The organism is Campylobacter showae, from assembly GCF_963515975.1.
GTDB lineage: Bacteria > Campylobacterota > Campylobacteria > Campylobacterales > Campylobacteraceae > Campylobacter_A > Campylobacter_A showae_F.
On sequence record NZ_CAUPZM010000009.1, the window covers coordinates 62,890 to 77,074 of the forward strand.

The 14,185-nt window shown below is 45.0% G+C and carries 16 protein-coding genes; 6 read left to right on the top strand and 10 right to left on the bottom strand.

The annotated features are described in order from the left end of the window. Nucleotides 1-103: 103 nt before the first annotated feature. From frr to RWM02_RS04900, 5 genes are all read right to left on the bottom strand, one after another. Entirely contained in the window at nucleotides 104-661 is a 558-nt protein-coding gene (gene frr / locus RWM02_RS04880; RefSeq protein WP_185898344.1) for a ribosome recycling factor, read from the bottom strand. Further along, nucleotides 651-1,613 carry a polysaccharide deacetylase family protein gene (locus RWM02_RS04885; RefSeq protein WP_314069573.1) on the bottom strand — a complete coding sequence of 321 codons (963 nt, stop codon included), beginning with the start codon at nucleotides 1,611-1,613 and terminating at the stop codon, nucleotides 651-653. The genes frr and RWM02_RS04885 overlap by 11 nt, the downstream gene beginning before the upstream one ends. 9 nt (nucleotides 1,614-1,622) lie before the next feature. Then, a complete protein-coding gene (gene secG, locus RWM02_RS04890) occupies nucleotides 1,623-1,961 on the bottom strand; it encodes a preprotein translocase subunit SecG (RefSeq protein WP_314069575.1) in 339 nt (112 codons plus the stop codon). Between the two features lie 62 nt (nucleotides 1,962-2,023). Continuing rightward, nucleotides 2,024-2,407, bottom strand: a complete 384-nt coding sequence (locus RWM02_RS04895; protein ID WP_314069577.1) for a thiamine-phosphate pyrophosphorylase — start codon at nucleotides 2,405-2,407, stop codon at nucleotides 2,024-2,026. Beyond that, nucleotides 2,400-3,101, bottom strand: a complete 702-nt coding sequence (locus tag RWM02_RS04900) for a Bax inhibitor-1/YccA family protein (RefSeq protein WP_314069579.1) — start codon at nucleotides 3,099-3,101, stop codon at nucleotides 2,400-2,402. The genes RWM02_RS04895 and RWM02_RS04900 overlap by 8 nt, the downstream gene beginning before the upstream one ends. A gap of 162 nt (nucleotides 3,102-3,263) precedes the next feature. Between RWM02_RS04900 and RWM02_RS04905 the strand changes: the two genes are divergently transcribed. From RWM02_RS04905 to RWM02_RS04915, 3 genes are read left to right on the top strand one after another with little or no spacing between them, the layout of a single operon-like run. Further along, the gene (locus RWM02_RS04905; RefSeq protein WP_122867163.1) at nucleotides 3,264-3,893 is read left to right on the top strand and encodes a carbonic anhydrase; all 630 of its coding nucleotides are present in this window, start codon (nucleotides 3,264-3,266) and stop codon (nucleotides 3,891-3,893) included. Next, on the top strand, nucleotides 3,890-5,737 hold the full coding sequence (locus RWM02_RS04910) for a mechanosensitive ion channel family protein (RefSeq protein WP_314069581.1): 1,848 nt from the start codon (nucleotides 3,890-3,892) through the stop codon (nucleotides 5,735-5,737). Before RWM02_RS04905 ends, RWM02_RS04910 begins: the two co-directional genes overlap by 4 nt. 16 nt (nucleotides 5,738-5,753) lie before the next feature. After that, on the top strand, nucleotides 5,754-5,903 hold the full coding sequence (locus RWM02_RS04915) for a hypothetical protein (RefSeq protein WP_163026379.1): 150 nt from the start codon (nucleotides 5,754-5,756) through the stop codon (nucleotides 5,901-5,903). A gap of 220 nt (nucleotides 5,904-6,123) precedes the next feature. On the opposite strand, the gene RWM02_RS04920 is transcribed toward RWM02_RS04915, so the two are convergent. From RWM02_RS04920 to RWM02_RS04940, 5 genes are all read right to left on the bottom strand, one after another. Continuing rightward, entirely contained in the window at nucleotides 6,124-7,248 is a 1,125-nt protein-coding gene (locus tag RWM02_RS04920; RefSeq protein ID WP_314069584.1) for a hypothetical protein, read from the bottom strand. Nucleotides 7,249-7,352: 104 nt separating this feature from the next. Continuing rightward, the gene (locus RWM02_RS04925; RefSeq protein WP_314069586.1) at nucleotides 7,353-8,681 is read right to left on the bottom strand and encodes a sensor domain-containing diguanylate cyclase; all 1,329 of its coding nucleotides are present in this window, start codon (nucleotides 8,679-8,681) and stop codon (nucleotides 7,353-7,355) included. Nucleotides 8,682-8,833: 152 nt separating this feature from the next. After that, nucleotides 8,834-10,117, bottom strand: coding sequence for a TRAP transporter large permease (locus RWM02_RS04930; protein WP_314069588.1), 1,284 nt, complete (start codon nucleotides 10,115-10,117; stop codon nucleotides 8,834-8,836). A gap of 9 nt (nucleotides 10,118-10,126) precedes the next feature. After that, complete coding sequence (locus RWM02_RS04935; protein WP_314069590.1) at nucleotides 10,127-10,669, bottom strand: TRAP transporter small permease; 543 nt, start codon at nucleotides 10,667-10,669, stop codon at nucleotides 10,127-10,129. Nucleotides 10,670-10,675: 6 nt separating this feature from the next. Next, entirely contained in the window at nucleotides 10,676-11,674 is a 999-nt protein-coding gene (locus RWM02_RS04940; protein WP_314069592.1) for a DctP family TRAP transporter solute-binding subunit, read from the bottom strand. 355 nt (nucleotides 11,675-12,029) lie between these two features. Between RWM02_RS04940 and sodB the strand changes: the two genes are divergently transcribed. The 3 genes from sodB to nrdD form a co-directional block, all read left to right on the top strand. After that, on the top strand, nucleotides 12,030-12,680 hold the full coding sequence (sodB, locus tag RWM02_RS04945; RefSeq protein WP_314069594.1) for a superoxide dismutase [Fe]: 651 nt from the start codon (nucleotides 12,030-12,032) through the stop codon (nucleotides 12,678-12,680). Between the two features lie 188 nt (nucleotides 12,681-12,868). Continuing rightward, entirely contained in the window at nucleotides 12,869-13,234 is a 366-nt protein-coding gene (locus RWM02_RS04950; protein WP_002950507.1) for a hypothetical protein, read from the top strand. Nucleotides 13,235-13,556: 322 nt separating this feature from the next. Then, nucleotides 13,557-14,185 (top strand): anaerobic ribonucleoside-triphosphate reductase (gene nrdD, locus RWM02_RS04955; protein ID WP_314069596.1); only part of this gene is annotated, 629 nt, incomplete at its 3' end.

Here is a 14,185-nt window from a genome sequence, read left to right on the forward strand (position 1 = left end):
TTGGGGTGTAGCAAAAGCGGACTAAAATTTATGCTAAACGCGAAATAGCGGAAGATTTTTATAAAAAAGCGGCTCGTCAAATTTAACGAGCCGTATGCAAATTTTAAACTTTTAAAAGTTCGCTCTCTTTTTCTTTTACGAGCGAGTCGATCTTTGACGTGTAGCTGTCGGTGATCTTTTGGACTTCGTCTTGTCCTTTTTTGCTCTCGTCCTCGGTGATAGCTTTATCTTTTTCTAGCTTTTTAACCTCGTCGTTAGCGTCTTTTCTGATGTTTCTGATGCTGACTTTGGCTTTTTCGCCGAATGCCTTAGCGTGCTTTGCGTTTTCTTGGCGTTGCTCGACCGTCATCGGAGGGAAAAATAGCTTCACGCTCTCGCCGTCGTTGTTCGGATTTACGCCGATATTTGCCGCAGAGATCGCTGCTGTGATGGTTTTTAGCATCGGTTTTTCCCACGGCGTGATGCTTATGGTGCTAGCATCGCTCGTTAGTACGGTGGCGACTTGGTTTAGCGGGGTTTGGCTACCGTAATAATCCACGTAAATATTATCGACTATGCTTATATTTACCTTGCCTGTGCGAAGCGTGCTAAAGTCGCGTTTTAAGCCGTCTATACACTTGTCGCTATGCTCTTTTTGCTTTTTATAAATTTCATTCAGCATTTATATCCTTTACTAAAATTTTTGTCGTCGTTTTTCCGTTTACCTTAAGGCTCATTCTCACTTTATAGCGGTCGATCGGCTTGTTAAATTTAAGCGTCATCTGCCCGTTTTCAAGCTTGACTTTTTTTGTTTTTTGCCCTGTCATCGAGAAGTATCCGTGCGTCGCATTCTCTTCAGTTTTGATGATGATTTCGCTGATTTTATTGTCTTTTGGATAGTCTTGGGGCAGTATCCATTCGGCTTTTAAAAATTTGCTTGCAAGCGCAGACGGTAGGTGAGTGCCGTTCATTGCAGGGATTCTGTCTAGTTCGTACAGATCGCTGTCTGCCGCGACCGCGCCGGAGTTTTGGCTTAGTATCACCTCGATGCCGTGTTCTATCGCGACATCGCGTACCCTGTCATTATATTCGCCGAAAGGATAGGCGAAATAGCGCGGCTTGTAGCCCATATTTTTTTCGAATTTACTTATGCCGTCCTCAAAGTCGTTTTTTAGTTTTTCCTCGTTAAGACCGACCATATGCAAGTGACCGTATGAGTGATAGCCGACTTCGCCGTATTTTTCTATCTCTTTAATCTGCTCAAAGGTCATAAAGTCGCCGTATTTTCGTGCGGTGGCCTCGACGTAGATCATCAGCGCAAACGGATATCCGTACTCTAAAAATACCGGCAAGCCTTTTTCATAAAAGCTCTTGTAGCCGTCGTCTACGGTTAAAACGACCCAGTTGTCAGATACCGGCTCGCCGTTTTTTATCGCGTCAACGAGCTTTGAAAGCGGGATGACCTCGTAGCCTTTTTCTTTAAAATACTCAAACTGTTCGCGTAAATTTTTGCTAGAAATGTTGGTGCTAGGGTGCCTATCGTCGTCAAATCTGTGATAGTTAAAGATATGCGCGTCTGCAAGCGCAAACTGCGCCGCCGCGAAAAATGCGAGCGCGGAAACTAATTTTTTCATTGACGCTCCTTATTTTTTCTCGCTTACAGGAGCCGTAGGAGCGCTAGGAGCTTGCGGAACGACCGCCTCTGGAGCCGCAGGTAGCGACGAAGTATCGACAATGTCTATAAGAGATTTGCTGCTTTGCGTGTTGTAAACATAGCTTAGCGCTAGGGTATTCAGGATAAACAAAACGCCCACGACGAAGGTAAATTTAGCCAAAAATCCGGCCGGTCCTTTTGCACCAAATAAGCTTTCGTTGCTACCGCTATACGCGCCTAGTCCGATAGAGGAGCTTTTCTGAAGCAAAACGGCGATCGTTAAAACTACCGCGAAAATAAACTGCAATACTAAAAAAAGCGAATCCATTAAAAATCCTTTTAAATTTTCAAAATTAGTCGCGATTATACTAAAAAAGTTTTGAATTTGGGTTAAATTTCTTTTTCTATCTCATAAAGTTCGTAGCGCACGGCCTTAAAAATTTCGGAAATTTTAACGTCGATGAGCTTAAAACACTCCTCTAAAACCCTTGCGCTTTCTTGCGCGCGTTTGATGTTGGCTGTTTGCAAATCGTCCAAATTTAGGCGAAATTGCTCGTCTTTTAGACTCGGTTTTAGCACGTCGTTTGCGGCGTCGCGAAATTTTAAGAATTCTTTTTGCGGAATTTTTGATTTGTGGCGGAGATTTTTGATTTTTTTAGCGAGGACTAGGTCGTCAAAGCCATAACGCCTGACGTCCTCGACGACCCTAAGCCCTTCTTTTAAGCGGTTTAAATTTGCGTCTATTACGCGGTAGAGCCGCTCTTCGTTAGTCATCGCTATTAAAAAATCCTAAGATTCTAAGCAATGAAACGAATAAATTTAAGAAATCAAGATAAAGATCAACTGCGCCCTCGATCGGAGTTTCGTAGTTACCGCGTATGATATTTTGCGTATCGTAAAGGATGTACGCGCTAAATAAAACAGCGGCTACGCACGATAGCGCTACCTGAAAAATCGGACTTTGGAAGAATAAATTTAGTAGCATAGCCACGAGCAAAACGATAAGCGTGATGAAAAGCATCTTGCCCCACGTCGTAAAGTCGCGCTTAGTGTTCATCGCAAACACGCTAAGTCCGCCAAATGCTACGGTCGTAAGCGTAAAGGCTTGAGCCACTATCGCAGCGCCTCCCGGCATCGCAAAAGTGCGTCCCAAAATAGGCGTAAGCGTAAGTCCGCTAATGAAAGTAAAGGCAAAAAGCAGGATCAAATTTAAGCCCGCTTTGCGTTTGGCAAACATTAAACCGACCAAAAGCCCTAGCTCAAGTATCACAAATAGCCAGTAGTTGCCCGCTACCGTCGCTCCCAGCGAGCTATAAAGCCCGACGTAAGCTCCGACGCTGGCGGCTAAAAGCGAAGCCGCGAAAAGCTGATAGGTTTGCTTGATAAACGTGCTAAGCGCGCTTTGCGAATATTCGCTCGCAACCTCGTGCTCTCTTGAGTTTGCATAGTTTCTGTCGTATAAACTCATTTTTTCTCCTTTTTAAATTTTGACGCAAATTTAGCCAAAAATAGGTAAATAAAATATAAAAGATCGCTGAATTTGACGCGCGAAAAGCATTTTAAAAAATTTTGACGAACTTTGAAACGTTTTTGATATAATATTTTATAAAATTTTTATCGGGAAATGTAGATGCAAGGTATTTTAGACGGCGCAGTTAAATTTATGGAAGAGGATTTTTTAGAGCATAAGGAGCTTTTTGAGAGCCTGGGCGAGAAGCAGACGCCGCACACTCTTTTTGTCGGCTGTATCGACTCGCGCGTCGTGCCTAGCCTTATAACAAACACGGTTCCGGGCGACTTAGTCGTCGTGCGAAATATCGCAAACATCGTGCCTCCGTACCGCAAAAGCGAGGAGTTTTTGGCTACGACCTCGGCGATCGAGTACGCTTTGCAAACGCTAAACGTGCAAAACGTCATCATCTGCGGGCACAGCAACTGTGGCGGCTGCGCGGCTTTATGGATGGACGAGGCTAAATTTAGCAAAACGCCAAACGTAAAGCGCTGGCTAGATTTGCTAGAACCCGTAAAAAAGCGCGTGCAAAAGCTTTTCGGCGACAATATCGCAAAAAGAGAGTGGATAACCGAGCGCCTAAGCCTTGTAAATTCGTTTGAAAATTTACTGAGCTATCCCGACGTCAAGGCTAAATTTAGAGACGGAGAGCTAAAAATTTATGCTTGGCACTACATAATAGAAACGGGCGAAATCTACAACTACAACTTTGTAACAAAGAGCTTTAAACTGTTAGGAGTCGATAAATGAGAAAAATTTTAGCCGCCGTTTTTGCGCTGTGCATTAGCTTAAATTTGTTCGCAAATACCGCAAGCGACGATCTAAATGCGACAGACATCCTAAGCGTCGTAAATCAAATCAACGAAGCAAACTCGCAGATCGCCGTTATCAAGGCGCAGTCGGCTGAAAATAACGAAACCGCCGATAAAAACGTGCTTTTTAGAACCGTCTCGGAGAAAAAAGAAAAGCTGATCGAGCAGATCCCCTACCTCATCATGCAAATTGAAATCGACGAGGAGCAGGTGCAAAATTTCAAACAAGAGATGCAAGATCTGGAGACGAAAACCAAAAAGCTAAAAAACTCTAGCAATCAAAATTTATACGTCAAAAACATGCTCGAGCTTGAGCGCATGCGGCTTGACGAGCTGTTTTACTCCTCGCTTTTAAATTTGGAAAATATCTTTAAAGAGGGCGGCAAGGCCGTAAATGTCAAGCTTGCCGTCGAGGAGACGCTGCTTAGCTTTCAGACGGAGTTTTACGCGCAGTTTAAAGCTTTTAAAGACTCGCTAAGCGAGGAAGTAGCCCTAGCGCATAAAAGCGAGCTAGACGCGCTAGAGGCGCACAAAAAGACGCTTGAGGAGATACTCCACTATCTGCGCGATAACGCCGAGCTGCTCACGTCAAACTACATCATCTCGGAGCTAAATTTAAAAACGGCGATTGATTTTATCAACGAAAAGACCTCGTTTGCGAGCAAATTTAACGTCGGCAAGGCTGCGATTATATTCGTAGTATTTTTGTTTTTCGTCTCGTTTACGACGCTGCTTAGTAAGCTCACGCTGTGGGCGTTAATGAAATTTTTCGTCAAGCACGACTCGGATAGACAGACGAAAGGGCGCATCGTCGAGATCATCAAACGTCCAATGCTGCTCACTCTCATCGCCTATGCGATAGATATATGCGTCTCGATCGCGTATTATCCGGCTCCGATGCCGATAAAATTTGCAAATTTCCTCACGATCACTTTTGTTATCGCCGTCACTTGGCTCATACTTAGCGTACTAAACGGCTACGGCATGGTGCTCATCAACGAACTCACCAAAAAAAGCGGGCGCAAAGAGGTGATAAATTTGATCCTAAAGATCATCTATTTCATCATCTTTGTTATCGCGCTACTTATCGTGCTTAGCAAGCTCGGATTTAACGTCAGCGCCATCATCGCGTCTCTTGGTATCGGCGGCCTTGCTGTAGCTCTTGCGACTAAGGATATCTTGGCGAATTTCTTTGCTTCCGTCATGCTGCTCTTTGACAACTCGTTTTCGCAAGGCGACTGGATCGTATGCGGCGACATCGAGGGAACGGTCGTGGAGATCGGGCTTAGGAAAACGACCGTGCGAACCTTTGACAACGCCCTTATATTTGTGCCAAACTCCAAACTAGCTAGCGATCCGATCCGAAACTGGAGCAGGCGAAAGATGGGGCGACGCATCAGGATGCTAATCGGACTAGAATATAGCGCCACGACCGAGCAGATCAAAAAGTGCGTCGATGAGATCAAGCAGATGCTAATCGACCACCCAGACATCGCAAAGGGCGACGATATGGGCTCGAAAAAGGCTAGTCGATACGACCGCGGTATCGTCTCGATCGACGATCTAGCGGGATATAAGTCAAATTTATTCGTCGTCGTGGACGAGTTTGCGGATAGTTCGATAAATATCCTTGTGTACTGCTTTTCAAAGACGATAGTTTGGGGCGAGTTTTTGGCCGTCAAAGAGGACGTGATGCTAAAAATAATGAATATCGTAGAGGCCAACGGGCTTGGATTTGCCTTCCCTAGCCAGAGCCTATACGTCGAAGAAGTAAAAAAATAATTTTAAAGGAGAGAAAATGAGCGAAGAATTTGACTACGAAGAGGAAGATTTGGAGGAGGAATACTCTGAATTTGACGACGAGAGATCCGAGAAGTACAGCTATAACTACGACGAGAATGACTACGAATACGGCGACGAAGACGAAGAGGATAGCTACGAGATGTGATTTGCGCTCAAATTCGGCTTTGCGGGGCAAATTGTCGGCAGGCCGAATTTTGGAGCGTTTAAATTTAGCTTTTACGAGTAAATTCGGCGCGTATTTTTAGCTAATTTTGAGCCGAATTCGGCTTAAGACAGGACGGTTTGGCCATTTTGTATAGACTTTGTTTTTGTGCGATATGCAAATTTGTCTTTTTTAATTATTCTAGCAACCGCCACCTTCAAATTTAGGCATTTATATCAAGTTTTCGGATTTTATTTAGAGCTTCTAAAAGCTTGGTTACGTCCGTCCCTTTTTCCTGTTCGGCTTTGATAAATTTCTCGAAAAACTCGCGCTTTATATCCTTGTAAACGTAGGTTTGGCTTTTACTCGTCGCTTTGATCGGTTTAAATTTCTTTTCTTTTGCGGCGTCTGCTTGCGCTTCCTCCTTGACCGTTTTGTCAAAATCGCCTTTTTTTAGCGCGATTTTTTGTAGCACGTCCTCGATACTCTCGCCGTTTTTAAATACGTCTTTTAGAAATTTAAAAAACTCTTTTTTGCTCGCTTCGTCCGCGTAGCTCACGCGAGTTTCGAGATCTTGCCCAAGAAGCGTAATACGCTCTTTTGCGGGCGTTTGGTCGAAATTTAGCGCGCCGTCCTTGAGCGAAATTTTGACGTTTGCGTATTCGCCTAGGATTTTATTTGCCGCGTACTCGAGCCATTTATCTTTAAATTCCTCCTCGCTCATATCTGAATCCAGCAGCTTTGAGGCCTCGGCGTCCATTGCCAGACCGCTACCGCTACGCATGAGCCCTAAGCCAAACCCGCCCAAATCCACATTAAATCTCTTCATAAATTTATCCACGCTAAAGACGTCCCGCCTAAATATATCGGACGGATCGCCCGCGTGCACTATCAGAGCTCGCGTACTATCTACGAAACTTTTTAGCTCGGCGGCTTTTTCTTTGCTTACCGATGAGTCAAGCCCGTTTATCTTGCCCCAGACGCTTATTTTATCGTCTCTCGTGTAGCCGCTTAGCGAAAATATCCTCCTCACGGCTACTGGCTCGTTCGGATTTAGGCCGAGCTCCTTACGCCAATCATCCACAACCTTTTCAAACCCCATTTTTATGCCGAGCCACATGCTTAAATTTTTACCAGTTAGCTTTTCTGGATCAACTTTGTCCGCCCAAATTTTTAGTTGGTTGTAGTCTAATTCGCTTGGATTTACCGTATCATAATTAATCTGCGCCGTCAAATTTGACATCAAATTCGCCGCTTCTTTTTTCTCGCGCGTTTTTAAATTTTGCCCGCGAGCGCCGCTAAAATCAAAATTTGCATTTGCGTTAAATCTGTTTAAGCCGCTTATCATCTAAAATCCTTTTAAAATTTGGCTTTCTAACGATATCGGCAAAATTTGAGAAAAATTTAGTGCGAAGAATTTAACGTAGCTTGCTCATTAGCAAACAATTTATTTTATTCAAAATCCTTCCGCGGGCTTACGCAGTACGTGCCGCGACCCGAGTGTTTTGCTTTATAAAGAGCATCGTCGGCTCGCTGCAGCAGCAGGTCAAAGGAGTTAGGCCCTATCCTTCCCTCTGCGATGCCCGCGCTCACGCATAGTCTGTTAAATAGCGGATTTTCTTGACAAATTTTAAAAAATCGGTCGATCAAAATTTGCACCCTAGGCGCGATACTTTGCGCGGTCGCTCCGTCGGTAAATATCGAGATAAACTCGTCCCCGCCGATTCGCACGTTCATAGCGTCGTTAAAAATCTCTTTTATCAGCTCCGCGATCGCGACCAGGGCTTTGTCGCCCGCCTGATGTCCGTGCTCGTCGTTTACCTGCTTAAAGCGATCCAGATCCATATAAAGTATACTCATACGCACCGTTTTTAGCCCGTCTAAAAATGCGTCTAGCTGGTTACGGTTGGCTAGTCCAGTTAGCTGGTCGTAGTGGGCTAGGTACTCGATGTTTTGCAAATACTCGTGCTCTTTCGTCACGTCGCGAGCGATGCCGACGGTGCCGATGATCGTCTCGCCGTCAAATATCGGCGTTTTATATGTTTTTAGCTTGCTTAGTTTGCCGTCAGCCCGCATAACCTCCTCGTCAAAAAGGCAGGTCTTACGCGCTGCGACGACGTCGTCCTCGGTCTGGACGCAGACGTAGTCCGTTTGCTCGTAGATTTCTTTTGGGATATCCCAGATGTAGTAGTGATCTTTGCCGCGTACGAGCTCTTTTGGCTTGTTTACGACCTCGCAAAACTCGTCGTTTACCTCTAGATGTAGCCCGCCCATATCTTTAAACCAGATCATATCGGGAGATGAGTTCATCAGCGTTTGTAGCCAGGTTTTTTGTAGCCACGACTCTTTGCGCTCGGCGATTAAATTTAGCGCTTTTTCAAAGTAAAAGTCGTCTAAATTTGCGCTTTCAAGCCAAATTTCATCGGCGATCTGCTTTTGCTTGCCGGTTATCTTGCTTGCATCCCTCGCGTAAATCGCCAAAAAGCCGTTTTCGCCTATGCGGTTTTTTAGCTCAGGCAAATTTAATCCGCAGTCCCGGCTTGCTATGATTAGGTATTGGCATTCGTCGGGGATAGGCGAGGGGATGTCGCAAATGCTTTGTAGGATCTTAAAATCGTGTCCAAAGCGCGGTCTGGGCGGGATTTTACTGTATTGCTCAAGCTTATTTTTTATATCCTGGGTTAAACAAATATGCAGTTTGACGCGGTACATGACTGCCCTCTTTTGTTTTTGGTTATGATACAGCAGGCGAGCTTTAACGAGGCTTTTTGTGGCGGCCAAATTTGACCTTTTGCGAGGAGTTAAAATTTAAAAATTTGCTAGGTTAAATTTGAACGTAAATTTGACGTAAATTTGAAAAGGAGCGTCAAATTTACGGCAGGTCGCCGAGCCGTATAAGCTCACGCGAATTGCCGTAAATTTGCAAATTTAAATCAGCCTCCGTACATCAGCCTCGGTAGCCAAAGCGAGATTTCCGGGATATATGTCACTAGGACGAGTCCGATAAATAGCGTCAAAGTCCACGGCAAGCATGAGACGATTACGTCTTTTAGATTCATACCCGTTAGGCCGCTAGCGACGAATAAATTTAAGCCCACGGGCGGCGTGATCATGCCGATTTCCATATTTACGATGAGCAGGATACCAAAGTGCACCGGATCCACGCCTAGCGCAGTTGCGATCGGTAGTAGTAGCGGCACCATGATCATGACGACCGATGACGGCTCCATAAACTGCCCCATGATGAAAAGCAGGACGTTTACGATGATTAAAAAGCCGATCTTGCCGATATTTGCGGCTAGGATACTATCTGCTATCGTTTGCGGGATGTTTTCGCTAGTTAGCAGATACGCAAACACGACTGCGTTTGCGATGATGAAAAATATCATCGCCGTCGTGATCGCAGACTCTAGGCAGATGTCCCACAGGTCTTTAAATTTGATATCTTTATAGACAAATAGCGAAATAATAAGCGCATAAATCGCGCTAGCCGCAGCAGCCTCGGTCGGGGTGAAAATACCGCCGTAGATACCGCCGATAACGACTACTACGATTAGCAGCGCCCAAAAAGCTCTAAAGAATTTTTTTATCCGCTCGCTCCAAGGCTCTGGCGTAGTAGCTTTAAATCCAAGCCTTTTTGCTCCGAAATAAGTCTGAGCTATCATCATACCGCCTAGCATCAGCCCCGGCACCACGCCCGCCATAAAGAGCTCGGCGATACTAGCATTTGATGTCACGCCGTAAACGATCATAACGACCGAAGGCGGGATCAAAATGCCTAGCGAGCCCGCAGTCGTGATACCGCCCACGGCGTATTCTTTCGGGTAGCCGGCTTCTTTAATGGCAGTAAACATTATAGAGCCGATAGCTACGACGGTAGCGGGCGAGCTGCCTGAAACCGCGGCAAATATCACGCACGCAAATATCGAGCTCATCGGTAGGCCGCCGGGCAGGTGTCCGACCATGGATTTAGCAAAATCTATAATGCGTCTAGCAGAGCCGCCCTTGCTCAGTAAATTTCCGGCTAGGATAAACATCGGGATCGCCATGAGAGGAAATTTATTGATACCGTCGAAAATATACTGGGGTATCTCCGTAACGTCCAGGTCGGTAAAAAGCAGCATAGTTAAAACCGTACTAGCTCCCAGCGAAACGGCGACGGGAACGCCTATAAGCATAAGGCCAAACAGCGAGATAAATAAAAATGCGATGGTCATAGGCTCTCCTTAGCTTTTCTTGACCGAGTCGTGTATCATCTCGGCTTCGTTATTTACGATGACCTTATCGGCCGGCGTCATAGCGATCTGGAAAATTTTCTCTCCGGCGCGGTAGCTAGCTCCTAAAAAAGCGATCGGAAGCACCAGCATAGGTATCCACTGCGGCACGCCTAGATCCACGCTCATGGAATCAAGCTCGATCAACACCTGTAGATACTGCACGCTATAAACTACGATAAACATCAAAAATGCCGTCGTTAGTACGTTTGCAAAGATGAGATAGGCCTTTGCGACGATGGGCGGGAATCTCTCGATCAAAATCGTAACCGAGATATGAATGCCCTTTCTAAAGCCGTATGCGGCGGCAAAAAACGCCGACCATATAAAAAGGTAGTTCGTTAGCTCGCCCGCCCACGACCAGCCCGTGTTAAAGCAGTAGCGCATAACGACGTTAACGAAGGCTAGCAGCGTGCCTGCGGCGATGCCTAGCACCGCTACGGTTTTGTTTACCGAGGCGATGCCGACATCTAAAATCTCAAAAAATTTACCCATAAAATCCTACTTCGTATTTATCGTTTTTTCTACCAGGTCTTGACCGATCACGTTGTAGAAGTTCGGATAAATCGGCTTCATAGCCTCCGCCCATTTGCTCTTTTGATCAGCGTTTAGCTCGATTATCTCAAGCTTTTTGCTCTCGCCTGCGAATTTTTTAAGCTCACTTAAAATATGCTCTTCTTCTTTAGCCGTCTCTTCGCGCTCGAACGCCGTAGCCTCTTTTAGAGCTTGCGTTACGTGAGCCTTCATATCATCAGGCAAACCTTTCCAAAATTTCTCGCTCATAACGACTAAATACCCCAAATATCCGTGGCCTGATAGCGTTAAAGAGCTTTGCGCCTCGTAAAATTTGGAGTTATAGAAATTTGAAAGCGGGTTTTCCGTCGCATCGACTACGCCTTGTTGTAGGGCCGGATAAACCTCTGAAAACGGTAATACTTGCGGGTTGCCGCCGACAGCCTTGATCTGCTCTTCAAGCACCTTTGAGCTTTGGATGCGGAATTTTTGCCCCTTAGCGTCCGCAGGCTCTACGATAGGCTTTTTGCTTGAGCTAAAGTGCTTAAATCCGGCGTCCCAAAAATCAAGCGCGATGAAGCCTTTTTTAGCGATCATATCTTTTAGAGCTTGTCCGACTTCGCCGTCCTCTACCGCGTAAAGATGGGCGTTGTCTCTAAAGATAAACGGCAGGTCAAATAGCTGAAACTGCGGTACTATCGGAGTAAATTTAGAAAAACTAGGCGCAGCCATTTGGACGTTGCCAAGCTTTAGCGCGGCAAAAACCCTATCGTCATCCATCAGCGACGCGGCAGGATACACCTCGACCTTGATCGCTCCGCCGCTAAGCTCGCCGACTCTTTTTGCAAAAAAATCGGCAGCCTTGCCTTTTGGCGTAGAGGCGGCCACGACGTGGGCAAATTTGATCGTGTATGTTTTGCCTGCGGCAAATGCGCTTCCGGCCAGCGCGCAAGAAAGAAGCAGTGCGGAAAGTAACTTAATTTTCATCTGTGATCCTTTTTAAAAGATTAGCTAATTCAGCTAGGTGCAATTATAATTCATAAAAAAGCGGCTGCGTGAAAATGTTTCGACTTTTTGCAATAAATTTCAAATTTATGTGTAAATAAGTAACAATATCTCAAATTTGACCGTCAAATTTAAGAGCAGGCTAAAGTAAAATCTAACGCTAAAAAGACTAAATGTTACGAAAATACACATTATTTTATCAAATTTGACCTATTCGTGCGGTGAGACGAGTTAAATTTGATAAAACGGAAGCATCGGCGCGTTTGTTTGCGCGTTAATAAATTAATTACTTTTTTATTGCTATAATACGGATAAATTTTATTACAAAGGAAAAATTATGTTTGAACTTAGAAAACTGCCTTTCGATCCGAAAGCAAACGCCGTCGTTAGCGAGGAAACCTGTAGTTACCACCACGGCAAACACCACCAAACCTATATCAATAACCTAAATAATTTGATAAAAGGTACTGAGTTTGAGAGCGCTAGCCTCTTTGATATCTTGGTAAAAAGCTCAGGCGGCGTGTTTAACAACGCGGCTCAGGTCTATAACCACGACTTTTACTGGGATTGCATCGCGAAAAAAAGCCAAATGAGCGACGAGCTAAAAGCTCGCTTGGAAAAAGATATTCCAAATTTTAAAGAGGAGTTTTTAAAGGCTGCGACTACGCTATTTGGCTCAGGTTGGGCGTGGCTAGTTTACAATCCAAAAGAGGATAAACTGCAAATCGTACAAACTAGCAACGCGCAAACTCCGGTAACGGAGGGCCTAGTACCGCTTCTAGTCGCGGACGTTTGGGAGCACGCATACTACGTCGATCACAGAAATGCGCGCCCTGCGTATTTGGAGAAGTTGTTTGAAAACATCAACTGGGATTTCGTCTCGAGTGCTTACGAGTGGGCGTTAAAAGAGGGGCTAAATTCGGTTAAATTTTATGTTTCCGAGCTTCACGGCGGTGCTAAATCTTGCTGCGGTTGCGGCTGCCATTAATGTCGAAAAATCGCCGGTTTCGCGAGTTTTTTAAAAGCGGCGATAAATTTGCGGCGGCTTTTTTTCTAAACAAGCGTAAGTCCGCGAGTAAATTTAGCCTTGAGCAACGACTCCTTCTTGGCTAAGTTTACTTTATATAAACTATTTTGAAGTAATATTCGAGTCTCATTTCACAAAAAAGGACGAAAATGAAGAAGTTTTTAGTTTCATCTTTGGCGGCTTTTGCTGCAGTTGCTATGCTTAGCGGTTGCCACGCGCACAAAAGCGAGAGCGCAAACAAAGCACAAATCACCAAATCAGAAGCTGAAGTGATTAAATTTACGGGCGTAAACGACCCGAAATACGTCGTCAGACTAAGCTCTACCGATAAATTTAACACCGCGCTGCTAGAAGACAGCAAAGGTCACAAAATCAATCTTAAAAACGCAGTCACGGCAAGCGGCGTAAGACTAGCGAACGACGATATCGGTACAGAGATAACGTTTAAACGCGGCGAAGGTATCCTAAACCTTGCAAAAGGCGGCGAGGATATTTTCTTAAGATACGACGAATAAAAACTTTCCCGCCGAATTTTACGGCGGGGCTCTTTACTGCTCAAATTTACCAAATTTAACTCCCGCAAAATCTCGCCAAATTTGAACTTTCGCTTGTTTTTCATCCTTCTTTTAAAATTGCTCAAATTGAATATCTATTATCAAAAACGGCATTTATTAGCTCTCTATAAAACACCTAAATATACGCGCTTTCAAAGCTATTTTAAACTTAAAAATGACATTTTTAAAATGTCCGGAGCGCAAATTTCGGTCACTAAATTTTAAGCCAACTTTGCCTATACTTTCGTCAAATTTATCATCAAAATTTAACGTAAGGAATGAAATGAAATTTATCCTAAAACGCGACGGCACGAAGCAGGAATACCTACCATATAAAATCCAAGACGCGATCAAAAAAGCCTTTGAAAGCGAGTCTAAAGAGTACGACGACAAGGTCTTTTTGGATGTGATGGGGCACGTGTTTGACAGTGAAGTTTTGAGCGTCGAGGACGTGCAAGACTACATCGAAAAGGCGCTTTTTAACGCGGGACACTTCGACGTGATGAAGAGCTTTATGCTCTACCGACACACGCACAAGCTTCAGCGCGAGCAAATTTTAGGACTAAACGAAGATACGACCTACATCAACTCCACCCAAACGATCAGCGAGTACATCAACGGTACCGACTGGCGCATCCTGGCTAACTCAAACACCAGCTACTCAAACGCGGGTCTCATCAACAACACCGCAGGCAAGGTCATCGCCAACTACTGGCTAGATAAGGTGTATAGTAAAGAAGAGGGTCTCGCGCACCGAAACGGCGACTATCACATCCACGACCTAGACTGCCTCACGGGCTACTGCGCAGGCTGGAGCCTTAGGGCGCTTTTAAACGAGGGTTTTAACGGCGTGCGCGGCAGGGTCGAGAGCAAGGCGCCAAAGCACTTTAGAGAGGCGCTTTATCAGATGGC